This window comes from Streptomyces sp. NPDC050549 (genome assembly GCF_040655035.1).
Lineage (GTDB): Bacteria > Actinomycetota > Actinomycetes > Streptomycetales > Streptomycetaceae > Streptomyces.
On the sequence record NZ_JBFAJD010000022.1, the window covers coordinates 40,634 to 63,938 of the forward strand.

Below are 23,305 nucleotides of genomic sequence, written 5' to 3' on the forward strand. Positions count from 1 at the left end.
TGTCTCTCCAAACACTCACCGTGAGGTTTCCGCATGCCCAGCGAGTTCTTCATCCCAGACCCCGACGGTCAAATCCCCAGCCCCGAAGGCTACTTCGGCGCCTTCGGCGGCAAGTTCATCCCGGAGGCCCTCGTCGCCGCCGTGGACGAGGTCGCCGTCGAGTACGACAAGGCCAAGCACGACCCTGAGTTCGCCCGCGAGTTGGACGACCTCCTGGTCAACTACACCGGCAGGCCGAGCGCGTTCACCGAGGTCCCCCGTTTCGCCGCGGAAGCGGGCGGCGCCCGGATCTTCCTCAAGCGCGAGGACCTGAACCACACCGGCTCCCACAAGATCAACAACGTCCTCGGCCAGGCCCTGCTCACCAAGCGCATGGGCAAGACCAGGGTCATCGCGGAGACCGGAGCCGGCCAGCACGGCGTGGCGACGGCCACCGCCTGCGCGCTGTTCGGCCTCGAATGCACCATCTACATGGGCGAGATCGACACCCAGCGCCAAGCGCTGAACGTGGCTCGGATGCGCATGCTCGGCGCCGAGGTCATCGCCGTGAAGTCCGGCAGCCGCACCCTCAAGGACGCGATCAACGAGGCCTTCCGTGACTGGGTCGCCAACGTCGACCGCACCCACTACCTCTTCGGTACGGTCGCGGGCCCGCACCCCTTCCCCGCCATGGTCCGCGACTTCCACCGGGTGATCGGCGTCGAGGCCCGCCGCCAGATCCTGGAGCGCGCCGGCCGCCTCCCCGACGCGGCCATCGCCTGTGTCGGCGGCGGCTCGAACGCCATCGGCCTGTTCCACGCCTTCATCCCGGACACCGACGTACGCCTCATCGGCTGCGAACCGGCCGGCCACGGCGTCGAGACGGGCGAGCACGCGGCGACCCTCACCGCGGGCGAGCCCGGCATCCTGCACGGCTCCCGCTCCTACGTCCTCCAGGACGAGGAGGGCCAGATCACCGAGCCGTACTCGATCTCGGCCGGACTGGACTACCCGGGCATCGGCCCCGAGCACTCCTACCTCAAGGACAGCGGACGCGGCGAGTACCGCGCGATCACCGACGACGCGGCGATGCAGGCCCTGCGCCTGCTGTCGCGTACGGAGGGCATCATCCCGGCCATCGAGAGCGCCCACGCGCTCGCCGGTGCGCTGGAGGTCGGCAGGGAGCTGGGCAAGGACGGGCTGATCGTCGTCAACCTGTCCGGGCGCGGCGACAAGGACATGGACACGGCCGCGCGTTACTTCGGCCTGTACGAGACGGACGCCGAGGTCGCGGCCAACGCGGCCGACACCGCCGAGATCGAGGGGGACGCCAAGTGAGCGGGAACATTCAGCTGCTGTCCGACACCCTCGCCGCCGCCAAGGCGGAGGGACGCGCCGCACTCATCGCCTATCTCCCGGCCGGGTTCCCGACCGTGGACGGCGGCATCGAGGCGGTCAAGGCGGCCTTCGACGGCGGCGCGGACATCGTCGAGGTGGGTCTGCCGCACAGCGACCCGGTCCTCGACGGCCCCGTCATCCAGACCGCCGACGACATCGCCCTGCGTGGCGGCGTCAAGATCGCGGACGTGATGCGCACGGTCCGCGAGGCGCACACGGCGACCGGCAAGCCCGTACTCGTCATGACGTACTGGAACCCGATCGACCGCTACGGCGTCGAGCGTTTCACCGCCGAACTGGCCGAGGCGGGCGGCGCCGGGTGCATCCTGCCCGACCTGCCCGTCCAGGAGGCAGGGCTGTGGAGGGAGCACGCGGAGAAGCACGGGCTCGCCACGGTCTTCGTGGTCGCGCCCAGCAGCAAGGACGCGCGCCTCGCCGAGATCACCAAGGTCGGCACCGGCTTCGTCTACGCCGCCTCGCTCATGGGCGTCACCGGCACCCGTGAGTCCGTGGGCGCGCAGGCGCAGGACCTCGTCGAGCGCACCCGGGCCACCACCGACACGCCCGTGTGCGTCGGCCTCGGTGTCTCCGACGCCCGGCAGGCCGCCGAGGTGGCCCGCTTCGCGGACGGCGTGATCGTCGGTTCGGCCTTCGTCAAGCGGATGCTGGACGCGCCGGACGACGCGGCCGGCGTCGAGGCGGTCCGCACCCTCGCGGGCGAGCTGGCGAAGGGCGTACGCGGACAGGCGTAACCGAACGACCGGTCCCTCGTATGGGTGGACCTGGGACCGGGGAGGCGCGCTGCGCCTCCCCGGTTCGTTCTGCGGGGTGTGAGCGAGAAGAACCGTGACGGAAAGCGCACCGCCCGCGAGCGGCTGGCGGCAGAGCGTGAGAAGCAGAAGTCCGCGGAGAGGCGGCGGCGCACGCTGATCGTGGCCGCGAGCGTCGTCTGCGTGCTGGGACTGGCGTCGGTGATCGGCGTCCTCGCCGCGAACCACGGCAAGGACGACAGCGGCAGCAAGAGCGCGGGCCCGGTCGTGGCACCCTCCGGGGCGACCGGCAAGGACAGCCTGGCGATCCAGGTCGGCAAGGACAGCGCCAAGCCGACGCTCACGGTGTGGGAGGACTTCCGCTGCCCGGCCTGCCAGGCCTTCGAGACGGCGTACCGCCCGACGCTCCACGAACTGACCGACTCCGGTCAGCTCAAGGTGCAGTACCACCTGGTCACGATCATCGACGGCAACCTCGGCGGCAGCGGCTCCAAGCGCGCGGCCAACGCGGCGGCCTGCGCCCAGGACGCCGGAAAGTTCCGTGACTTCCACGACGTGCTGTACGAGAACCAGCCCAAGGAGACGGACGACGCCTTCGCCGGCAACGCCAAGCTGATCGAGCTGGCGGGCAAGGTGAAGGGTCTCGACACGCCCGCCTTCCAGAAGTGCGTCAACAGCGGTACGCACGACAGCTGGGTCACCAAGTCCGCCGCCGCGTTCCAGGCCGGCGGCTTCACCGGCACCCCGACCGTCCTCTTCGACGGCAAGAACATCTACGCGGACCAGACGATGACCCCGGCGAAGCTGAAGCAGCTGGTCCAGGCGGCCAACAAGGGGTGACGAGGGGTAAGGGGGCGGGCCGGGTTTCATATCGGCCCGTTATGGAGCCGTAGCCGGGCCGCTTGCCGAGGTCGCGGTCCGGCACGGTAGCGTCGACCCTGCCATGGAACTTGCCTACATTCCCAGCCCGTCGCGCGGGGTCATCCACCTCGGCCCCATTCCGCTGCGCGGCTACGCGTTCTGCATCATCATCGGCGTCTTCGTCGCCGTCTGGCTCGGCAACAAACGCTGGGTCGCCCGCGGCGGCAAGGTCGGGACGGTGGCCGACATCGCTGTCTGGGCCGTGCCGTTCGGCCTCGTCGGCGGTCGCCTGTACCACGTGATCACGGACTACGAGCTGTACTTCAGCGAGGGCCGCGACTGGGTGGACGCCTTCAAGGTGTGGCAGGGCGGCCTCGGTATCTGGGGCGCGATCGCACTCGGTGCGGTGGGCGCCTGGATCGGCTGCCGCCGCCGTGGCATCCCGCTGCCGGCCTGGGCCGACACCCTCGCCCCCGGCATCGCCTTCGCCCAGGCCATCGGCCGCTGGGGCAACTGGTTCAACCAGGAGCTCTACGGCCGCGAGACGCACCTCCCCTGGGCGCTGCACATCACGTCCTCGACGGACGGCCGCGTCCCGGGCTACTACCACCCGACCTTCCTGTACGAGTCCCTGTGGTGCGTCGGCGTCGGTTTCCTGGTCATCTGGGCCGACCGCCGCTTCAAGCTGGGCCACGGCCGGGCGTTCGCGCTGTACGTCGCCTCGTACTGCGTGGGCCGTGGCTGGATCGAGTACATGCGCGTCGACGACGCCCACCACTTCCTGGGCCTGCGGTTGAACGACTGGACCGCGATGATCGTCTTCCTGCTCGCGGTGACGTACTTCGTGATCTCGGCGAAGAAGCGCCCGGGCCGCGAAGAGATCGTCGAGCCGGATGCCTCCGACGACGGGACCGACGGCGACAGCGAGCCGACGCCGGAGAAGGACCCGAAGTCCGAGGCCGACGCCGAGACTTCGGAGCCGACGGAAGCCGGGACCGAGGCCAAGGCGGAGGCCGAGGACGAGGACGTGAAGGAAGACGAGCCCGAGTCGGCGAAGAAGAGCTGACGGCTGGTTCCACGACGAAGAGGGCGCCCTGTGATCGACAGGGCGCCCTCGTCGTTTTCAGGTTCGGCGGGCCAGGGACAGGATGCGCTGGGCTGCCGTCACCACTGCCGCGTCGATGAACCGGCCGTTCTGGAGGGCTTGCGCACCTTCCTTCTCCGCAGCCGCTTTGATGATCGTTTCGGCCTGTTCGATCTCCTGGACGGTGGGGAGGTAGGCCTGCTCGATGACGGGGAGTTGGCGGGGGTGGATGGCCGTGCGACCCAGAAAGCCGAGGGCGCGGCCGTGTGCGCACGATGCGGCCAGACCTTCCAGGTCGCGGATGTCCGGGTGGACGGACTGCGGCGGCGGAGCCAGATCGGCCGCCCGCGCGGCGACGATCACCCGCGAGCGCGACCAGTCGAGCCCCGAGTCGTCGCGCACACCGAGGTCGGCCCGTAGATCCGCCTCGCCGAGCGCGATGCCGTGCAGGGCGGGGTGGGCAGTGGCGACCGAGAAGGCCCGCTCGATGCCGAGGGCCGTCTCCAGAAGGGCGAACAGTGGGACGCCATCCGTCTTTTCCGCTACGGCTACGACCTCCTCGGCGGACGTCACCTTCGGGAGCCGTAGGCCGGACACGCCCGGAAGGGGTGCGAGTACCCGGAGGTCGTCCGTCGCCCACGGGCTGTCCAGGGCGTTCACCCGGACGTGGACCGGGACGCCGGGCCGAGGCTCCGCGAGGAGTTCCGCCGTGGCCGCACGGGCGTACTCCTTGCGGTCCGGGGCGACCGCGTCCTCCAGGTCGATCACGACCACGTCGGCGTCGGCGGCGAGGGCCTTCGTGACGATCGCGGGGCGGTCGCCGGGGACGTAGAGCCAGGTCAGGGGGTACGGGTTCACAGGGCACCCTCCTGGCGGAGAGTGCCCAACTCGGCTTCGGTCAGGCCCAGTTCGGTCAGAACGGTGCCCGTGTCGGCGCCGTGGGGCCGACCGGGCCAGCGGATGGCGCCGGGGGTGGCGGAAAGACGGAAGAGGACGTTCTGCATGCGCAGGGGGCCGAGTTCGGGGTCGTCGACCGTGGTGATCGTGTCGAGAGCCTGGTACTGCGGGTCCGTCATCACGTCCCGTACGTCCTGGATGGGGGCCACCGCCGCCTCCGCCTTCTCGAAGGCGGCCAGGACCTCCGTGCGGGTGCGTTGCGCGATCCAGTCGCCGACCGCCGCATCGAGGACGTCGGAGTGCCGGGCCCGGTCCGCGCCCGTCGCGAACCACGGTTCGTCGATCAGTTCCGGGTGGCCGACCAGGCGCATCACGCGCTCGGCGATCGACTGCGCGGAGGTCGAGACGGCGACCCAACTGCCGTCCACCGTACGGTAGGTGTTGCGCGGGGCGTTGTTCTGGGAGCGGTTGCCGGTGCGCGGCTGGACGTGGCCGAGCTGGTCGTACCAGAGGGGCTGGGGGCCGAGGGCGGTCAGGATGGGTTCGATGATCGCCATGTCCACCACCTGGCCCTCGCCGGTGCGGTCGCGGGCCGCGAGGGCCGTCATCACCGCGTACGCCGTCGCCAGCCCGGCGATCGAGTCGGCGAGGCCGAACGGCGGGAGGGTCGGGGGCGCGTCCGGTTCGCCGGTGATCGCGGCGAAGCCGCTCATCGCCTCGGCGAGGGTGCCGAAGCCGGGGCGGTGCGCGTAGGGCCCGAACTGGCCGAAGGCGGTGACCCGGGCGAGGACCAACTTCGGGTTGGCGGCGGAGAGTTCGGCCCAGCCCAGGTCCCATTTCTCCAGGGTGCCGGGGCGGAAGTTCTCGATGACGACGTCGGCGGTGGCGGCGAGACGGAGCAGAGTGGCGCGCCCGCCCGGTGTCGACAGGTCGAGGGTGATGGTGCGCTTGTTGCGGCCGAGGAGCTTCCACCACAGGCCGACGCCGTCCTTGGAGGGGCCGTGCCCCCGGGACGGATCGGGCTTCGTCGGATGCTCGACCTTGATGACCTCGGCGCCGAAGTCGCCGAGCATGGTGGCGGCGAGGGGGCCGGCGAAGAGCGTCGCGAGGTCGAGAACTCGCAGACCGGACAGGGGAGTTGTGGTCGGCTCGGTCATGAGGCGTACTGCTTGTCGATCTCCGCGCGGTACGGCATCGACGCCGTAGCGCCCGGCCGCTGCACGGACAGCGCCGCAGCAGCTGCCGCCCATCCCAGCGCGTCCCGCATCGGACGGCCCTCTGCGAGGGCCACCGCCAGCGTGCCGACGAAGGTGTCGCCCGCGCCCGTCGAGTCCACGGCGGTCACCTGGGGCGCGGGGACGGTGAACGGCTCGGCGCCCCGGGCCGCGTACAGGCTGCCCCCTGCGCCCAGGGTGACGATCACCTCGGGCACCTGGTCGAGCAGGGCCGCGGCTGCCTTGCGCGGGTCGGTGTGTCCGGTGAGGGCGGTGGCCTCGTGCTCGTTGGGGACCAACAGGTCGGTGGCGGCGAGGAGTTCGGGCGGGAGGGGTTGCGCGGGGGCGGGGGTGAGGATCGTCCGGACGTCGTGGCGGCGGGCCGCCTCCGCGCCCGCGACGACCGCGGCGAGGGGGATCTCCAGCTGCAGGAGCAGGGCGTCGGCGGAGGCGATGAGGGCCTCGTCGCCGGGGGCGAGGTGGTCGACGGTGCCGTTGGCGGCGGGGATCACCACGATCGCGTTGCCGCCCTCGTCGTCCACGACGATGTGCGCGGTGCCGGACGGGCCCGGGACGGTGCGCAGATGGTCTGTGTCGACGCCGGAGTGCTCGAACGTGGAACGGAGTTGGGCGCCGTAGGCGTCGTCGCCGACCGCTCCGACGATGGTGACGTCGGCGCCCGCGTGGGCCGCGGCGATTGCCTGGTTGGCGCCCTTGCCGCCGGGGATCGTACGGAACTCCCGTCCCGTCACGGTCTCTCCGCGCCGCGGAGCCTTCGTGACGTAGGCGACGAGGTCCATGTTCGTGCTGCCGAGCACGGCGATGAGGGTCATGGGCGGGCGGTCTCCTGGTGGGTGAGCCGGGCGAGGGTGTCGAAGCCGATGCCGTTGAAGTCGCCTACGGAGGTGGCGAGTCGGTTCTTGAGGGGGGCCGTCCAGAGGTCGGGGAGCGCGGTGGGGCTGCCGGCGAGGAGGGCGGAGACGGAACCGACCGTGGCGCCGTTGGAGTCGGTGTCCCAGCCTCCCGACACCGCACGGCAGATGGAGCCGGTGAAGTCGCCGTCCGCGTGGGTGAGGGCGGCGGTGATCAGGGCGGTGTTGGGGATCGCGTGGACCCAGTGGTGGGTGCGCGCGTGGGTGGCGTGGAGTTCGTCCACCACGGCGTCGAAGTCCCGGTGTTTCCGGGCCAGTTGGAGAGCGTGGTGGATGGCCTTGGCGAGGCGGGAGGCGGGCGGTACGACCGTCAGCCCCGTGCGCAGGCAGGTGTGGACGTCCTGGGTGCCGGTGGCCGCGGTGGCGATGACGGCCGCCGTGAACATCGCCGCGTAGACGCCGTTCGCGGTGTGGGTGAGGGTGGCGTCGCGGTGGGCCTGTTCGGCTGCCGCCCCCGGGTCTCCGGGGTTGGTCCAGCCGTGCACGTCGGCGCGGATCAGGGCGCCGATCCATTCGCGGAACGGGTTGCGGTGGCGGGCCGTTCGCGGGGGTTCCAGACCGGAGAGCAGATTGCGGTAGGCGATGCGCTCGGCGGTGAAGGTGCGGCCCGCGGGGAGTTCGTCGAGCCAGAGCTTCGCCACGTCGGCGGTGGTGAAGGCCTTGCCGTGGCGCTGCAGCAACAGAAGGTTCAGCAAAGGGTAGTTGAGGTCGTCGTCCTCGGGCATGCCGTCGATGTTCTCGGCGAGGGAGGTGGGGGCGGAGCGGCGGTTCCAGGGGTGGGCGGCGAGGAGTTCGGCGGGGACGCCGCGGGCGGTGAAGTAGAAGCCGAGGGGCCAGTTGCCGGTGGCTCGGGCGAGTTGGCGGATGCCGTCGAGTGTGATCTTCTCGACGGGTTTGCCGAGAAGACAGCCGACGGCCCGGCCCAGCCAGGCGGCCTGGAGGGTGGCCGGTCGGGGTGGGGAAGTGGCTTGTGGGGCGGGCCAGTCGGGGCACAGGGCCTTGATCCTCGCCAGGTCCGTCGGCTCCTGGTCCGCCAACCTGCTGGGCAGGTCGGCCAGTTCGTCCAGCAGGTCCTCGGCGAGCAACCGGAGGTAGCGGGAGGCCGGTTCGGCCGAGGCGCCCGCCCGGGGCGGTGCCTCCGCTCCGCCCGCCGCCCGCCAGCGCGCCGCGATCGCCGACGGCTCGCGTCCGTCCTGGACGGCCTGGCGCAGTTCGTGGCCGAGCAGGTCCTCCGGCTGGACCCAGGTCAGTCGGAGCACCGCTCCCCTCCGATCCCGGTGAACGCGGCCTCGTGGGCCCGGCGTCGGCGGACGTCCTGGGCGAAGACCTCCCGTGTCACCCGGGCGAGCGTGGCCGCCGGTTCCCAGAGGTCCAGGCGGCTGGCCTCGGCGACCGTCTTCGACCAGTCCTGCGGGACCGGCGAACCGAGCGCACCGGCCACCGCGCCCGCCATCGTCGCGATCGAGTCGCAGTCCCGGCCGTAGTTCACCGAACCCAGCACCGCATGACGGTAGTCGCCGCCGGAGACCACCAACATGCCCAGCGCGATGGGGAGTTCCTCGATCGCCTTGGTGCGGGAGGGGCGGCGGGCGTCCAGGGAGGGCGAGCGGTAGACGGGGCCCACCGTGTCGTACGGCGCGATCGCCTCCCGCAGCGGAGCGAGCGCCGACTCGAAGTCCGAGTAACGGGCGGCCACTTCGCAGACCTTCTCGATGGCGGTGCGCGTGCCGTCCTTCGCCAGGGCGAGGCAGGCGGTCACCACCGAGTCGGGGGTCGCGCCCGGTACGCAGGCCGCGGCGACGGCCGCCGCGAGGACACCGGCCGCCTCACGGCCGTACGACGACTGGTGTGCGCCCGCGATGTCCAGCGCCTCGGCGTAAGCGCCCGCCGGATTGGCCGCGTTGACCAGGCCGACCGGTGCCATGTACATCGCGGCACCGCAGTTGACGATGTTGCCGACACCGGCCTCGCGGGGGTCGAGATGGCCGTAGTGGAGACGGGTCGCGAGCCACTTCTCGGCGAGGAAGATCCGCTGGAGCGGGATGGCCTCCGCCTCCAGCTCCGGGATCCAGCGCGGGTTCGTCATCAGGTCGGGGACCAGGTGGTCGGCGAGCGCGTACGCGTCGAGGTGGTCGCGGACGGTCGCGTAGACCCGTACCAGGGCGTGGGTCATCAAGGTGTCGTCGGTGACGTGGCCGTCGCCCTTGTGGTACGGCGCGATGGGGCGTGCGGTGCGCCACGCGTCGCCGTTCCAGGGGCCGACGATGCCGTGGACCCGGCCGCCGTGGCGTTCGAGGATCTGGTCGGGGGAGTAGCCCTCGACGGGACCGCCGAGTGCGTCGCCGACCGCGGCACCGACGAGGGCTCCGGTGATCTTCTCGTCAAGGCTGCTTTCTGGTTCTTTGGGCGTCATGCACCGAATCATCCTCCTGGTGGGGGCGGTTGTGTGGCTTCCAGGAGTTCGGCGAGTTCTACGAGGTCGGTGCCGGTGAGGCGGGGGAGGGCGCAGCCGGAGAGCGTGCGGCAGGCGTCCCGCCAGGTGGACGGGATCGCTCGTCCGCCGCTCAACGCGCCGGTCAGGGCGCCCGCGAGGGCGGGTGCGGAGTCGGCGACGCGGGAGAGGCAGGTCGCGGCGGGGACCGCTTCCGCGATACGGCCGCGGGACGCGGTGGCGAGGGCCAGGGCGACCGGGACGGTTTCGGCGGCGGCGATGCCGTAGCTGTAGACGTGGTCGACGATCTGGTGTTCCAGGAGGGGGATCAGGGCGAACGCGTTGTCGCTGTCCCGGGCCAACTTCAGGGCGTGGCGGGCGTTGCGGCCGATCTCGGTGGCTTCGGGGAGTTCGGCGAGGGCGGCTCCCACGCACTCGTCCACGTCTGCCCCGACCAGGGCGAGTGCGAGGGCCGCCGCCATGGCTCTGGCGCCGTGGACTCCGTCGCCGTCCTGGGTGTAGCGGGCGTCGAACTCGGCGAGGGCGGCGGCGCGTTGGGGATCCCCGGGGTGGGCCACGGCCAGGACGCAGGCCCTGACGCAGGCCGCGTCGTCGAAGTAGTGGGGGTTGTCGTGGCCGCTGGCGGGTGGGCGCAGGCCGGCGGCGAGGTTGCCGAGGCCGGCTCGTACGGAGATGCGGGCACGGAGGGGGAGTACGGCGGACTCGACCTCGGGGGCGCGGTCCGCTGCGGCGGCCACTTCGCTGGCTACGGCGTTCCAGCTGAGATCGATCGAGGCGCGCATCCGGCGTTCTCGGCTGAGGTCGCCCAGGACGGTGTCGTCGCCGGCCCGTAGTACGGCTTCCGCGGCGAACGCTGCCCATTCGGCGTCGTCGGAGGGGCCCAGGCGCAGCGGCTCGGGGGGTTGGTTGAGGGCGATGGGGACGGGGAGTGTCGTGGTCGCGTTCTGTTCGGCGAAGGTGTCCAGCTCGCGGGTCAGGCGGCGGGTCCACTCCGGCATCCTGGCGGCGCGGTGCCTCGCGGCGGGCCAACCGGCGGCATCCCCCGCGGCGAGCCCGAGCAACAGCCCCTCAACCCGACACGCCTCGGCTCCGCCATCGCCTCCCGTCTTCCCACCCGCACGGCCCGTGCGACTTTCGTTGTCGGGTGCGGGTGGCCCTTGTCGGGTGGATTCGCCATTGGCGGTTGAGGGTTGGTGGGGTGGGTGAACGGTGTCGGGGGCGGGCTGTTCCTGAGGGATGGATTCGCCGTTGGCCACTGCGGGTTGGTGGGGTGCGCGGGGTCCGTTGCCGGGGGCGGGTGGTCCCGCGGTTGCGGATTGGTCGTCCGTCCCCGCGGGTTCGTGAGGCGCGGGGGCGGGTGCCGGTGGTCCCAGTGGGGCGGAATCGACGTCGGTCGCTCCCGGTTCCACCGGGTGCTGCGGAGTGTTCGTGTTCTCCGCGGCCGGCCCTTCGCCATGGGGTGTTCTCACAGCTGTACCTCGTCCTCGTCGGCCGCCAGCACGTACTCGTACTCCCCCTGATCTCGTCGCACCGCGTCGCCCCACTTGGCGCCGTCCCCCGGAACCAGCAACTCCGCGATGTCCAGCACATGGTGGCCCGCCATCGCCGGCAGGCAACTGCCCCGCGCCGGGCCGATCGCCGATGCCCAGTCGGCGGGGATCGACGAAGCGCCTCGCGTCGCTCCCGCCAACGCGCCCGCCACCGCCGCCGTCGTATCGGCGTCGCGGCCCATGTTCACCGCCGTGAGGACGGAGTCCACGAAGTCGCCGTCCGCCGCCGCGTACGCGCCGAAGGCGAGGGCCACCGCCTCGGGGGCGAGGTCGGTCCAGGGGTAGCCGCCGATGACGACCGCGGAGCGGACCGCGCGTTCGCCGCGGTGGGCCACCGCCACCGCCCGGCGCAGGGAGCGGGCCGTCCAGGAGTCGTCCGGGACGACGGCGAGGGCCGATGCGACCACCGCGATCGTCGGCGCTCCCGCCATCGCCGCCGCCACACCCGCCGCGACCGCCTGGCCGCCGTAGATGCCCTCGCCGTCGTGGCTCACCGAACCGTCGATCGCGACCAGACGGGCCGCCTCGGCGGGGCGGCCCGCCGCGAAGACGCCGAAGGGGGCCGCCCGCATGGCCAGGCCGTCGCTCCAGGCGTGGCGGTGCTGGGCGGAGATGGGGGCGGCGAGGCCCCGGCGGAGGTTCTCCAGGGTGCCGCGTTCGCTGAAGCCCGCGCCCCGGAACGGGCCCTCGTCGCGGTCCGCGATCCACTCGTGCCAGGCCGCCTCCACATGGGAGGGGGTGAGGGCCGAGCCGTGACGGGCGAGGAGGAGGCCGGAGAAGATCGCGTACTCGGTGTCGTCCGTGCCCGCCGGGTTCTCCGCCACGTATCCCTCGATGCGGCCCCAGCGGGCGCGGATCTCGGAGGGTTTCATGTTCTCCGCCGGTGCGCCGAGGGCGTCCCCGACCGCCAGGCCGAGCAGCGCGCCGCGTGCCCGTTCGCGGAGTTCGGCGGCGTTCTTGGGCGCCGGGACCGGGGGAATGCAGGCGATCGATGCCATACGGGCGACCTCTCCTACGGGGTTCCCTCAGAGCGCCTCAGGGCGCGGAACCCTTTGCGGATGTCTCCCACGGGAGGCCTTCGGCAGAGCCTGACGGAGCGCTGCGTCACCCGGTCGACATTTGATGGGTCAGTGGCTCGGATGAGCGTTCGAGGGTGAACGTGCAGGTTAGCGCAGCCTTTCCTTGCTGGTGGCCATGAAATGAAAGGCGTATGTTCGGCGTTATCAAAGAGTAGAACTTGTCTAAACTTAGCCTTACCTTAGCCCCTGGGGGATCACCGCATGGCCATCATCGAGACCGAGGCGACGCTCCACGAGGCGCACCGCGACAACCACACCCACCGCGATGTGAACGGCGGCTGGCTGCGCCCGGCGGTGTTCGGCGCGATGGACGGTCTCGTCTCCAACCTCGCCCTGATGGCCGGTGTCGTCGGCGGCGCCGTCAGCCATCAGACCGTCGTCATCACCGGGCTGGCCGGGCTCGCCGCCGGTGCCTTCTCCATGGCGGCCGGCGAGTACACCTCCGTCGCCTCCCAGCGTGAGCTGGTCGAGGCCGAACTCGACGTCGAGCGCCGGGAGTTGCGCAAGCACCCGGAGGACGAGGAGAGCGAGCTGGCCGCCCTCTACGAGAGTCGCGGGGTCGAGGCCGGGCTGGCCCGTGAAGTCGCCCGGCAGCTCTCGCGCGACCCCGAGCAGGCCCTGGAGATACACGCCCGGGAGGAGCTGGGGATCGATCCGGGCGATCTGCCCTCGCCGCTCGTCGCCGCCGTGTCGTCCTTCGGCTCGTTCGCGCTGGGCGCGCTGCTTCCCGTACTGCCGTTCCTGCTCGGGGCGGCCGCGCTGTGGCCGGCGCTGCTGCTCGCGCTGATCGGGCTGTTCGGCTGCGGTGCGGTGGTGGCCCGGGTGACCGCGCGGACCTGGTGGTTCAGCGGGCTGCGGCAGCTCGCGCTGGGTGGTGCGGCGGCCGGTGTGACCTACGCCCTGGGCACCCTGTTCGGAACGGTCGTAGGATAGCTCGACGCGCACTTATGCGGAGTTCTGCATAAGTAGCCGTTACTCGCTGGTTTCGAACGCTTAACCACTGGGCATGAGCCGTAAGCGCTGTGGGCAACGACGCCCGGAGCGCACCCGCGGGATGGGCGACAACGCTCCCTCTGCCACGGACCGGCGGACACCGATCTGTCCGCTTCGGTCCCCTTAACTTCCACCGCATGTGCGGTGCCGCGCCGCCACCCCGCGGCGTCCGCATGTTGGAACGGAGTATCCGGTTCCCGAGAACCGCTCCATCATGTAACCTGCACGAAATTTTGCACTCACTTCGCAGAGGGCCAGCGTCGTCCCTATGCACACGCATATGCCACGACGACGACGGGAGAGCCGATGCGTACGCCGCGCCAGCCGTCCCAGCAGCCCGCGAATGGCCAGAACTGGTCCTTCATGGATGCTCGCCCTGCCGCGCAGGGTATGTACGACCCCCGCAACGAGCACGACGCCTGTGGCGTCGGCTTCGTGGCCACCCTCACCGGCGAGGCGAGCCACGCGCTGGTCGATCAGGCGCTCACGGTGCTGCGCAACCTGGAGCACCGCGGTGCGACGGGTGCCGAGCCCGACTCCGGCGACGGCGCGGGCATCCTGTCCCAGGTGCCGGACGCCTTCTTCCGTGAGGTGGCCGGATTCGATCTGCCCGCCGCCGGTGGATACGCGGTCGGTATCGCCTTCCTGCCCCCGGACGGCGCGGACGCCGCCGTCTCACAGATCGAGACGGTCGCCGCCGAAGAGGGCCTCACCGTCCTCGGCTGGCGTGAGGTTCCGACCGCGCCCGAACTCCTCGGTGCCACCGCTCGCTCCACCATGCCGCTCTTCCGCCAGGTCTTCGTGACCGACGGCGAGACCCAGGGCATCGACCTCGACCGCAAGGCCTTCGCGCTGCGCAAGCGCGCCGAGCGCGAGGCCGGCGTCTACTTCCCGTCGCTGTCCGCGCGGACCATCGTCTACAAGGGCATGCTCACCACCGGTCAGCTGGAGCCCTTCTTCCCGGATCTGTCCGACCGGCGCTTCGCCTCCGCGATCTCGCTCGTGCACTCCCGGTTCTCCACCAACACCTTCCCGTCGTGGCCGCTCGCCCACCCGTACCGCTTCGTCGCGCACAACGGCGAGATCAACACGGTCAAGGGCAACCGCAACTGGATGGCGGCCCGCGAGTCCCAGCTCGTCTCCGACCTCTTCGGCGACCAGGGCAAGCTCGACCGCGTCTTCCCGATCTGCACGCCCGAGGCCTCCGACTCCGCGTCCTTCGACGAGGTGCTCGAACTCCTGCACCTGGGCGGGCGTTCGCTGCCGCACTCGGTGCTGATGATGATCCCGGAGGCGTGGGAGAACCACGACTCCATGGACCCGGCCCGCCGCGCCTTCTACCAGTTCCACGCCACGATGATGGAGCCCTGGGACGGCCCGGCCTGCGTCACCTTCACCGACGGCACCCAGGTCGGCGCGGTCCTCGACCGCAACGGCCTGCGCCCCGGCCGTTATTGGGTCACCGACGAGGGCCTGGTCGTCCTCGGCTCCGAGGTCGGCGTCCTCGACATCGACCCCGCGAAGGTCGTCCGCAAGGGCCGCCTCCAGCCCGGCAAGATGTTCCTCGTCGACACCGCCGAGCACCGCATCATCGAGGACGACGAGATCAAGGCCGGCCTCGCCGCCGAGAAGCCGTACGCGGAATGGCTCGAAGCCGGCGAGATCGAGCTGTCCGACCTGCCCGAGCGCGAGCACATCGTGCACACGCACGCCTCGGTCACCCGCCGCCAGCAGACCTTCGGCTACACCGAGGAGGAGCTGCGCGTCATCCTCGCGCCGATGGCCAAGGCCGGCGCGGAGCCGATCGGTTCGATGGGCACCGACTCGCCGATCGCCGCGCTCTCCAGCCGCCCGCGTCTGCTCTTCGACTACTTCACGCAGCTCTTCGCGCAGGTCACCAACCCGCCGCTGGACGCGATCAGGGAAGAGCTCGTGACCTCCCTGCGCTCGTCCCTCGGTCCGGCGAGCAACCTGCTGGAGCCGACGGCGGCTTCCTGTCGTAGCGTCACCCTGCCCTTCCCGGTGATCGACAACGACGAGCTGGCCAAGCTCATCCACATCAACGCCGACGGCGACATGCCCGGCATGAAGGCCGCGACCCTCTCCGGCCTGTACCGGGTCTCCGGCGGCGGCGACGCGCTCGCGGCCCGCCTCGCCGAGATCTGCACCGAGGCCGACGCGGCCATCGAGAACGGCGCCCGCCTGATCGTCCTCTCGGACCGGCACTCCGACGCCGAGCACGCGCCGATCCCCTCGCTGCTGCTCACCGCCGCCGTCCACCACCACCTCATCCGCACCAAGCAGCGCACCCAGGTGGGCCTGCTGGTCGAGGCCGGTGACGTCCGCGAGGTGCACCACGTAGCCCTGCTCATCGGCTTCGGCGCCGCGGCAGTCAACCCGTACCTGGCGATGGAGTCCGTCGAGGACCTCGTCCGCGCGGGCACCTTCCTTACCGACATCGAGGCCGAGCAGGCCATCCGGAACCTGATCTACGCGCTCGGCAAGGGCGTCCTCAAGGTCATGTCCAAGATGGGCATCTCGACGGTCGCCTCCTACCGGGGCGCCCAGGTCTTCGAAGCGGTCGGCCTGGACGAGCAGTTCGTCAACAGCTACTTCAGCGGTACGGCCACCAAGATCGGCGGCGTCGGCATCGACGTCATCGCCAAGGAGGTCGCCGCCCGGCACGCCAAGGCGTACCCCGCCTCCGGCATCGCGCCCGCGCACCGCGCCCTCGACATAGGCGGCGAGTACCAGTGGCGCCGCGAGGGCGAGCCGCACCTGTTCGACCCGGAGACGGTCTTCCGCCTCCAGCACTCGACGCGCACCAACCGCTACGACATCTTCAAGAAGTACACGGACCGCGTGAACGAGCAGTCCGAGCGGCTGATGACGCTGCGCGGCCTGTTCGGCTTCAAGTCGGACCGCCCCTCGATCCCCATCGACGAGGTCGAGCCCGTCTCCGAGATCGTCAAGCGCTTCTCCACCGGCGCCATGTCGTACGGCTCCATCTCCCTGGAGGCGCACGAGACCCTCGCCATCGCCATGAACCAGCTGGGCGGCAAGTCCAACACCGGTGAGGGCGGCGAGGACGCGGACCGGCTCTACGACCCGGCCCGGCGCAGCGCCATCAAGCAGGTCGCCTCCGGCCGCTTCGGCGTCACCTCCGAGTACCTGGTGAACGCGGACGACATCCAGATCAAGATGGCCCAGGGTGCCAAGCCCGGCGAGGGCGGCCAGCTGCCCGGCCACAAGGTCTACCCGTGGGTCGCCAAGACGCGGCACTCGACGCCCGGTGTCGGCCTCATCTCGCCGCCGCCGCACCACGACATCTACTCCATCGAGGACCTCGCCCAGCTGATCCACGACCTGAAGAACGCGAACCCGCAGGCGCGGATCCACGTGAAGCTGGTCTCGGAGGTCGGCGTCGGCACGGTCGCCGCCGGTGTGTCGAAGGCGCACGCGGACGTCGTCCTGATCTCCGGCCACGACGGCGGCACGGGCGCCTCGCCGCTCACGTCGCTCAAGCACGCCGGTGGACCTTGGGAGTTGGGCCTCGCCGAGACCCAGCAGACCCTGCTGCTCAACGGACTTCGCGACCGGATCGTGGTCCAGACGGACGGCCAGCTCAAGACTGGCCGTGACGTCGTCATCGCCGCCCTGCTCGGCGCCGAGGAGTTCGGTTTCGCGACCGCGCCGCTCGTCGTCTCCGGCTGCGTCATGATGCGCGTCTGCCACCTGGACACCTGCCCGGTCGGCATCGCCACCCAGAACCCCGTGCTGCGCGACCGGTTCGCCGGCAAGGCCGAATACGTCGTGAACTTCTTCCAGTTCATCGCCGAAGAGGTCCGCGAGATCCTCGCCGAGCTGGGCTTCCGCACCATCGAGGAGGCCGTCGGCCAGGCCGGCACGCTGGACGTCGAGCGCGCCGTGAACCACTGGAAGGCGCAGGGCCTCGACCTCGCCCCGCTGTTCTACGTGCCCGAACTCCCCGAGGGCGCCGCCCTCCACCAGGTCATCGAGCAGGACCACGGCCTGGAGAAGGCGCTCGACAACGAGCTGATCAAGCTCGCTGCCGACGCCCTCGCCGCGTCCAGCGCGACCGACGCCCAGCCGGTCCGCGCCCAGGTCGCGATCCGAAACATCAACCGCACGGTCGGCACGATGCTCGGCCACGAGGTGACGAAGAAGTTCGGCGGGGCGGGTCTGCCCGACGACACCATCGACATCACCTTCACCGGCAGCGCGGGCCAGTCCTTCGGCGCCTTCCTCCCGCGCGGTGTCACGCTGCGCCTGGAGGGCGACGCCAACGACTATGTCGGCAAGGGCCTTTCGGGCGGCCGGGTGATCGTCCGTCCCGACCGGGGCGCCGACCACCTCGCCGAGTTCTCCACCATCGCGGGCAACACCATCGCCTACGGCGCGACCGGCGGCGAGCTGTTCCTGCGCGGCCGTACCGGCGAGCGGTTCTGTGTCCGCAACTCCGGTGCCACCGTGGTCTCCGAGGGAGTGGGCGACCACGGCTGCGAGTACATGACCGGCGGCCGGGCCGTCGTGCTCGGCGAGACCGGCCGCAACTTCGCGGCCGGCATGTCCGGCGGCATCGCCTACGTCATCGACCTGAACCCCGACAACGTGAACGTCGGAAACGCGGGCGCCGTCGAGGAGTTGGACGAGACCGACAAGCAGTGGCTGCACGACGTGGTGCGCCGCCACGCCGAGGAGACCGCCTCGACGGTCGCCGAGAAGCTGCTCGCCGAGTGGGCCGTCTCCGTGGACCGCTTCAGCAAGATCATCCCCAGCGCATACAAGGCAGTGCTCGCCGCCAAGGACGCCGCCGAGCGAGCGGGTCTCTCCGAGACCGAGATCACCGAGAAGATGATGGAGGCGGCGATCAATGGCTGACCCGAAGGGCTTTCTGAACCACGGGCGCGAGGTCGCCAAGTCCCGTCCCGTGGACGTCCGTCTGAAGGACTGGAACGAGGTCTACGTCCCCGGTTCGCTGCTGCCGATCATCGGCAAGCAGGCCGGCCGGTGCATGGACTGCGGTATCCCGTTCTGCCACAACGGCTGTCCGCTGGGGAACCTGATCCCCGAGTGGAACGACTACGCCTACCGCGGGGACTGGACGGCAGCCTCGGAGCGTCTGCACGCGACGAACAACTTCCCCGAGTTCACCGGGCGGTTGTGTCCCGCGCCGTGCGAGTCGGCCTGTGTGCTGGGCATCAACCAGCCGCCGGTCACCATCAAGAACGTCGAGGTCTCCATCATCGACAAGGCCTGGGAGACGGGCGATGTCGCCCCGCAGGCCCCGGAGCGCCTCTCCGGCAAGACCGTCGCGGTCGTCGGCTCGGGCCCGGCGGGCCTCGCCGCCGCCCAGCAGCTCACCCGGGCGGGCCACACCGTCGCCGTCTACGAGCGCGCGGACCGCATCGGGGGTCTTCTCCGGTACGGCATCCCCGAGTTCAAGATGGAGAAGCGGCACATCAACCGCCGTATCGAGCAGATGCGCGCAGAGGGCACCCGCTTCCGCACGGGCGTCGAGATCGGCCGCGACCTCAAGGCCACCGACCTGCGCAAGCGCTACGACGCGGTCGTCATCGCCGCCGGTGCCACCACCGCGCGTGATCTCCCCGTCCCCGGGCGGGAGTTGACCGGTGTCTACCAGGCGATGGAGTACCTGCCCCTGTCCAACAAGGTGCAGGAGGGCGACTACGTCACCGCCCCGGTCTCGGCCGCGGGCAAGCACGTCGTCGTGATCGGCGGCGGCGACACCGGCGCGGACTGCGTGGGTACGGCGCACCGTCAAGGGGCCGCCTCCGTCACGCAGTTGGAGATCATGCCCCGCCCGGGAGACGAGCGGAACCCGGTCTCCCAGCCGTGGCCGACCTTCCCGATGCTCTACAAGGTGACGTCCGCGCACGAGGAGGGCGGTGAGCGGGTCTACTCCGTCAACACCACCCACTTCGAGGGCGACGAGGACGGCAACGTCCAGTGGCTGCACCTCGTCGAGGTCGAGTTCGTCGAGGGCAAGCTGACGCAGAAGCCGGGCACGGAGCGCAAGATCCCCGCCCAACTGGTCACCCTGGCCATGGGATTCACCGGAACCGACCGCGAGAACGGTCTCGTCGACCAGTTCGCCCTGGACCTCGACGAGCGCGGCAACATCGCCCGCGACGCCGACTTCCAGACCAACGTCCCCGGCGTCTTCGTCGCCGGTGACGCGGGCCGCGGCCAGTCCCTCATCGTGTGGGCGATCGCGGAGGGCCGCTCGGCCGCCCGCGGCGTCGACCGCTTCCTCACGGGCGCCAGCGAACTCCCGGCCCCGATCCGCCCGACGGACCGCTCGCTGATGGTCTGACGGTCCATCAAAAAACGTCCCGTACAAAGGCGTACGGGCGGGTCATCTGAGGGGAGACCCCCAGACCCCCCGACGGCGCCTGCCTCGTCCCCGACCGGACCCGGCAGGCGCCGCCGCATGACTACGGGCCGGAACTCGCCTTCAGGTCCTCGAACTTCACGGAGGCGTCCTCCGTGTACGCCCCCACCCTGCCCTGCAGGTAGGGGCGTTCGGCGTCCGTGAACGTCACCAGTGGCTTGCCGTCCACCGTGATCGCGAGGACCGCGGCGTCCTGTCGCACTCGCACCTGGTACCAGCCGCCGACCGGGTACTTCGTCCGGCCCGTCGCCAGGAAGCGCTGGCCGCCCGGATAGCCGGGGTCCCGCTTGCCGAGCTCCCAGCCGTTGGGCTTGAGGGTGATGTAGTAGAAGTGCTCGGGATCGGTGTACGCCCAGACCAGCCACGGCACTTCCCAGGGGTTCGGGTCGGGATCGCGCAGCTGCCTGATGGTCCGCATTCGTGCCTCGTACCGCACGTCGCCGTACGAGGCCGTGCTCACGACCAGTCCCGCGTGCGTGGTGCCCGGGTCCTCGGCGGCCCTGGGCGACAGCGACAGCGAGTTGTCGTCGCCCAGGTTGGTGCCGTGGCCGTTGAAGACCGAGACCCAACGGCCGTGCGTGGAACCGTCGGTCCAGGGTGCGGGCGGCGGTGAGTCGTCCGCCCGGCACCGGGTGAGTGTGACGGCCATCAGGACGGCCAGTGCGACGGCCAGGGTCACGGCGGAGACGACCCGGCCCCTGCGCCCCGGCGGAACCAGCGGGATCCGACCGGGGCGCGGGACTGACGGCGTCATGCCGTCGAGTATGGCCCGGACGCCGTGAGACCGACCGGTACATCGGCGGCGAAGTCCTCGGCCAACTGGGTGAGGATCCGGGACGCGGCCCGGCCGTCGCCGAACGGGTTGCCCGCGGTCGCCATCCGCCGGTAGACCGTCGGGTCGTCGAGCAGTTCTTCGGCGGCACTCACCACGGCGTCCGGATCGGTGCCGACCAGCCGGGCCGCCCCCGCGTCGACGGCCTCCGCGCGCTCGGTCGTGGTGCGCAGAACGAGCGTCGGCTTGCCGAGACTCGGCGCTTCCTCCTGGATGCCGCCGGAGTCGGTGAGAACGAGGTCGCACTCGGCGAGCGTCGCCGCGAAGTCCAGATAGCCGAGCGGCTCGACCAGCGAAACGCCCTGCCGGCCCTCCAGTTCGGGTAGCAGCACCTCCCGTACGGCCGGGCTCCTGTGCAGCGGCAGCACGATCTCCACGTCCCCGCGCGCGGCCAGTCGGCACAGTGCCCGGCCCATGCCCCGCATCCGCTCGCCCTGGTTCTCCCTGCGGTGCAGGGTCACCAGGACACGCCTGCCGGCGGTGCGGAACGCGGAGGTGCCGGTGCCCTCGGCCAGCACCCACAGCAGGTTGTCGATCACCGTGTTGCCGGTGGTGAACACCTGCTCCGCCGCCACGCCCTCGTCCGTCAGGTGCCGGGCCGCGCGCGCGGTCGGCGCGAAGTGCCAGCGGGCGATCCGGCCGATCAGACAGCGGTTGAGCTCCTCCGGGAAGGGGTTGTCCATGACGCCGGTACGCAGCCCGGCCTCGACATGGGCGACCGGGATCTTCTCGTAGAAGGCGGCGAGGGCGCCGGCCAGCGCGGTCGTGGTGTCCCCCTGCACCACGACCAGGTCCGGCCGCTGGTCGCGCATCACTTCACCGAGTTCGCCGACCAGCCGGGCGGTCAGCTCGGACAGCTGCTGGCGGTTGCGCATCACGTCGAGCGCGATCCGCACGTCGACGCGGAGCAGGCCGAGCATCTGGTGGAGCATCTCGCGGTGCTGGCCGGTGGTGACGACGATCGGCTCGAACTGCTCGCCGACGGCCATCGCCCGCGCCACCGGCGCCAGTTTGATCGCCTCCGGCCGGGTACCGAGCACCAGCATGGCGCGTACGGGCACAGCTGATGGGTTGGTGGACATGGAGCCCCTTTGTTTCCGGGCGCGCGCGGTCGGCGCAGCGGCCGCGCGACGGTGAGAAGAGGTACTGCGGGACGGGAAGGGCGAGGAGCCGCGCTCGGACTCGGCGCGGGCCGTACGGCCTCAGGTGCGTGCGGTCTTCAGCCAGGTCCGCTGGCCGGTGACCATGCGCCACAGGCCCCACCAGCCGGCGGCGAACCAGATGTAGCCGTAGAAGACGAAGACATGGGCGAGCAGCACCGAGCGCACGAGACCGAGGTCCCGCTCCCGCTTGGCGTACACGTAGCCGTACGCGTAGGCGGTCGTGAACGAGAGCACGTACGGGCCCAGCAGCCACATCGGTGAGACGAGCGGGTGTCCCGCCTCGACGGAGGCCACGGTGGTGGCGCCCAGAGCGACGAGGAACGAGACGGGCAGCAGCGAGGTGAGCAGGATGAGCACCGGGCTGGACAGGTGGTAGAGCAGATCCAGTGCCGGCCGGGTCGGAACGTCCCGCAGGATGAGGGGGACGAGACCGGCCGACTGGAGGTGTCCCTGGAACCAGCGGGATCGCTGGCGGACCAGGCGCCGCAGACTGAGCACGGCCTGCTGGGAGACCGCGGCGGTGGTGCAGTGCTGGTTGGTCCAGCCCTTGGCGATCAGCCGGACCCCGAGGTCGAGGTCCTCGGTCAGGCTGTCGCTCCAAGGGCCGTCGCCGTCCAGCGTGTTGAGCGCCGACAGCCGCATGAACTGTCCGTTGCCGCCCATGCCCACGCTGCCGATGAAGCGGCGCGCGCTCTGGAACACGTCGCCGTAGACGACGAACTCCATGTCCTGCATCCGGGCGAGCAGCCCGAGGTGCCGGTTGTACATGCGGACGCAGACCTGGACCGCCCCCGTACGCCCGTCGTCGAAGTAGGGGTCGACCGACTGCACGACGTGCGGATCGAGGCGACCGTCCGCGTCGACGACACAGAGGATGACCTCGGCCGGGTCGTAGGCGTCGAGGAGACCGGACTCCCTGAGGTGCCGCACCCCGTCGTTGAGCGCGGCGCCCTTGCCTCGGCGTGCGTTCGGCAGAGTGCGCCGGTGCAGCCGGACCCGGTGCGGATCGGCGGCCAGCGCGACCTCGGCGGTACGGTCGTCCGAACCGTCGTCGATAACCAGTGCGAGGAAATTCCCGGCTGGCAGTGAGGTAATGCGTGCCAGGCTTTCGGACAGCACGCTCTCTTCGTTGAGACAGGCCAGCAGGAATACGTAGAGTCGTTCTCCGTGAGGCGCGCGAGACCTGCGTACTCGGCGCCGCGAGGCAAGGAACAGGCCTGTGTTGTAGCAGCCGGCGAGCACGATCAGGGCGATACTCGACCACAGCAGAAATTCAGTGATCACAACTGCTCCCGGCAATGAACCCCGGTGTGTGCGCGTCGTCGCAAGCGTGCCCTGGCCAGCAGTATCAGGACTGCGCTCAGGCAGTAGAGCAGAAATCCGGCTCCCGCAACCGCCTGTAGTGTTCTGGCCAAAGGGAGCCCCGGAATCGCCTCGGGTGAGGCGATGGCCCCGGCCAAAGGCAGCAGTGTACCCAGAGCGGGTCGTCCATACATTGTTCCCCCAGTTGCAACACGCGTCCCCAACGCGTGGAAGGCGAACGTAGCAGAACTCCCGGGCGACTCAGCGCACTATGCGGAAAAGAGGGAATTCGCGGACCGGTCGCATTGACACTCTTCCGGAGCGCACAGAAGAATCTGGGTCTTCTTGTCAGCAAAACCCTTT

At 70.7% G+C, this 23,305-nt stretch carries 17 protein-coding genes; 7 read left to right on the top strand and 10 right to left on the bottom strand.

Annotated features, from left to right (window positions below; genetic code table 11):
* Positions 1–33: 33 nt before the first annotated feature.
* From trpB to lgt, 4 genes are all read left to right on the top strand, one after another.
* Positions 34–1,317, top strand: coding sequence for a tryptophan synthase subunit beta (gene trpB, locus AB0I51_RS28695; protein WP_362979944.1), 1,284 nt, complete (start codon positions 34–36; stop codon positions 1,315–1,317).
* Complete coding sequence (gene trpA / locus AB0I51_RS28700) at positions 1,314–2,129, top strand: tryptophan synthase subunit alpha (RefSeq protein WP_362979946.1); 816 nt, start codon at positions 1,314–1,316, stop codon at positions 2,127–2,129. Before trpB ends, trpA begins: the two co-directional genes overlap by 4 nt.
* A gap of 78 nt (positions 2,130–2,207) precedes the next feature.
* Positions 2,208–2,987 (top strand): thioredoxin domain-containing protein, encoded by a 780-nt coding sequence (locus AB0I51_RS28705; protein WP_362979948.1) that lies wholly within the window; start codon positions 2,208–2,210, stop codon positions 2,985–2,987.
* 103 nt (positions 2,988–3,090) lie between these two features.
* Positions 3,091–4,074 (top strand): prolipoprotein diacylglyceryl transferase, encoded by a 984-nt coding sequence (lgt, locus tag AB0I51_RS28710; protein WP_362979950.1) that lies wholly within the window; start codon positions 3,091–3,093, stop codon positions 4,072–4,074.
* Between the two features lie 57 nt (positions 4,075–4,131).
* Here the strand turns inward: lgt and AB0I51_RS28715 are convergent, their stop codons facing one another.
* The 7 genes from AB0I51_RS28715 to AB0I51_RS28745 form a co-directional block, all read right to left on the bottom strand.
* A complete protein-coding gene (locus AB0I51_RS28715; RefSeq protein ID WP_362979952.1) occupies positions 4,132–4,950 on the bottom strand; it encodes a CoA ester lyase in 819 nt (272 codons plus the stop codon).
* Positions 4,947–6,146 (bottom strand): CoA transferase, encoded by a 1,200-nt coding sequence (locus AB0I51_RS28720; RefSeq protein WP_362979954.1) that lies wholly within the window; start codon positions 6,144–6,146, stop codon positions 4,947–4,949. The genes AB0I51_RS28715 and AB0I51_RS28720 overlap by 4 nt, the downstream gene beginning before the upstream one ends.
* Positions 6,143–7,036, bottom strand: coding sequence for a ribokinase (rbsK, locus tag AB0I51_RS28725; protein WP_362979956.1), 894 nt, complete (start codon positions 7,034–7,036; stop codon positions 6,143–6,145). The genes AB0I51_RS28720 and rbsK overlap by 4 nt, the downstream gene beginning before the upstream one ends.
* The gene (locus AB0I51_RS28730; protein WP_362979958.1) at positions 7,033–8,394 is read right to left on the bottom strand and encodes an ADP-ribosylglycohydrolase family protein; all 1,362 of its coding nucleotides are present in this window, start codon (positions 8,392–8,394) and stop codon (positions 7,033–7,035) included. Before AB0I51_RS28730 ends, rbsK begins: the two co-directional genes overlap by 4 nt.
* Positions 8,382–9,548 (bottom strand): ADP-ribosylglycohydrolase family protein, encoded by a 1,167-nt coding sequence (locus AB0I51_RS28735; RefSeq protein ID WP_362979960.1) that lies wholly within the window; start codon positions 9,546–9,548, stop codon positions 8,382–8,384. Before AB0I51_RS28735 ends, AB0I51_RS28730 begins: the two co-directional genes overlap by 13 nt.
* A gap of 8 nt (positions 9,549–9,556) precedes the next feature.
* A complete protein-coding gene (locus AB0I51_RS28740) occupies positions 9,557–10,825 on the bottom strand; it encodes an ADP-ribosylglycohydrolase family protein (protein WP_362980136.1) in 1,269 nt (422 codons plus the stop codon).
* 227 nt (positions 10,826–11,052) lie between these two features.
* Positions 11,053–12,135, bottom strand: a complete 1,083-nt coding sequence (locus AB0I51_RS28745) for an ADP-ribosylglycohydrolase family protein (RefSeq protein WP_362979962.1) — start codon at positions 12,133–12,135, stop codon at positions 11,053–11,055.
* A 282-nt stretch (positions 12,136–12,417) separates the two neighbouring features.
* On the opposite strand from AB0I51_RS28745, the gene AB0I51_RS28750 reads away from it, so the two are divergent.
* The 3 genes from AB0I51_RS28750 (at position 12,418) to AB0I51_RS28760 (ending at position 19,567) form a co-directional block, all read left to right on the top strand.
* On the top strand, positions 12,418–13,149 hold the full coding sequence (locus AB0I51_RS28750) for a VIT1/CCC1 transporter family protein (protein ID WP_362979964.1): 732 nt from the start codon (positions 12,418–12,420) through the stop codon (positions 13,147–13,149).
* 366 nt (positions 13,150–13,515) lie between these two features.
* Entirely contained in the window at positions 13,516–18,111 is a 4,596-nt protein-coding gene (gene gltB, locus AB0I51_RS28755) for a glutamate synthase large subunit (protein ID WP_362979966.1), read from the top strand.
* Entirely contained in the window at positions 18,104–19,567 is a 1,464-nt protein-coding gene (locus AB0I51_RS28760) for a glutamate synthase subunit beta (RefSeq protein ID WP_019067693.1), read from the top strand. Before gltB ends, AB0I51_RS28760 begins: the two co-directional genes overlap by 8 nt.
* A gap of 121 nt (positions 19,568–19,688) precedes the next feature.
* Here AB0I51_RS28760 and AB0I51_RS28765 read toward each other — a convergent pair whose 3' ends face one another.
* The 3 genes from AB0I51_RS28765 to AB0I51_RS28775 form a co-directional block, all read right to left on the bottom strand.
* Entirely contained in the window at positions 19,689–20,399 is a 711-nt protein-coding gene (locus tag AB0I51_RS28765; protein WP_362979968.1) for a calcium-binding protein, read from the bottom strand.
* Entirely contained in the window at positions 20,396–21,559 is a 1,164-nt protein-coding gene (wecB, locus tag AB0I51_RS28770) for a UDP-N-acetylglucosamine 2-epimerase (non-hydrolyzing) (protein WP_362979970.1), read from the bottom strand. The genes AB0I51_RS28765 and wecB overlap by 4 nt, the downstream gene beginning before the upstream one ends.
* 120 nt (positions 21,560–21,679) lie before the next feature.
* Positions 21,680–22,924, bottom strand: a complete 1,245-nt coding sequence (locus AB0I51_RS28775; RefSeq protein ID WP_362979972.1) for a glycosyltransferase family 2 protein — start codon at positions 22,922–22,924, stop codon at positions 21,680–21,682.
* Positions 22,925–23,305: the final 381 nt, after the last annotated feature.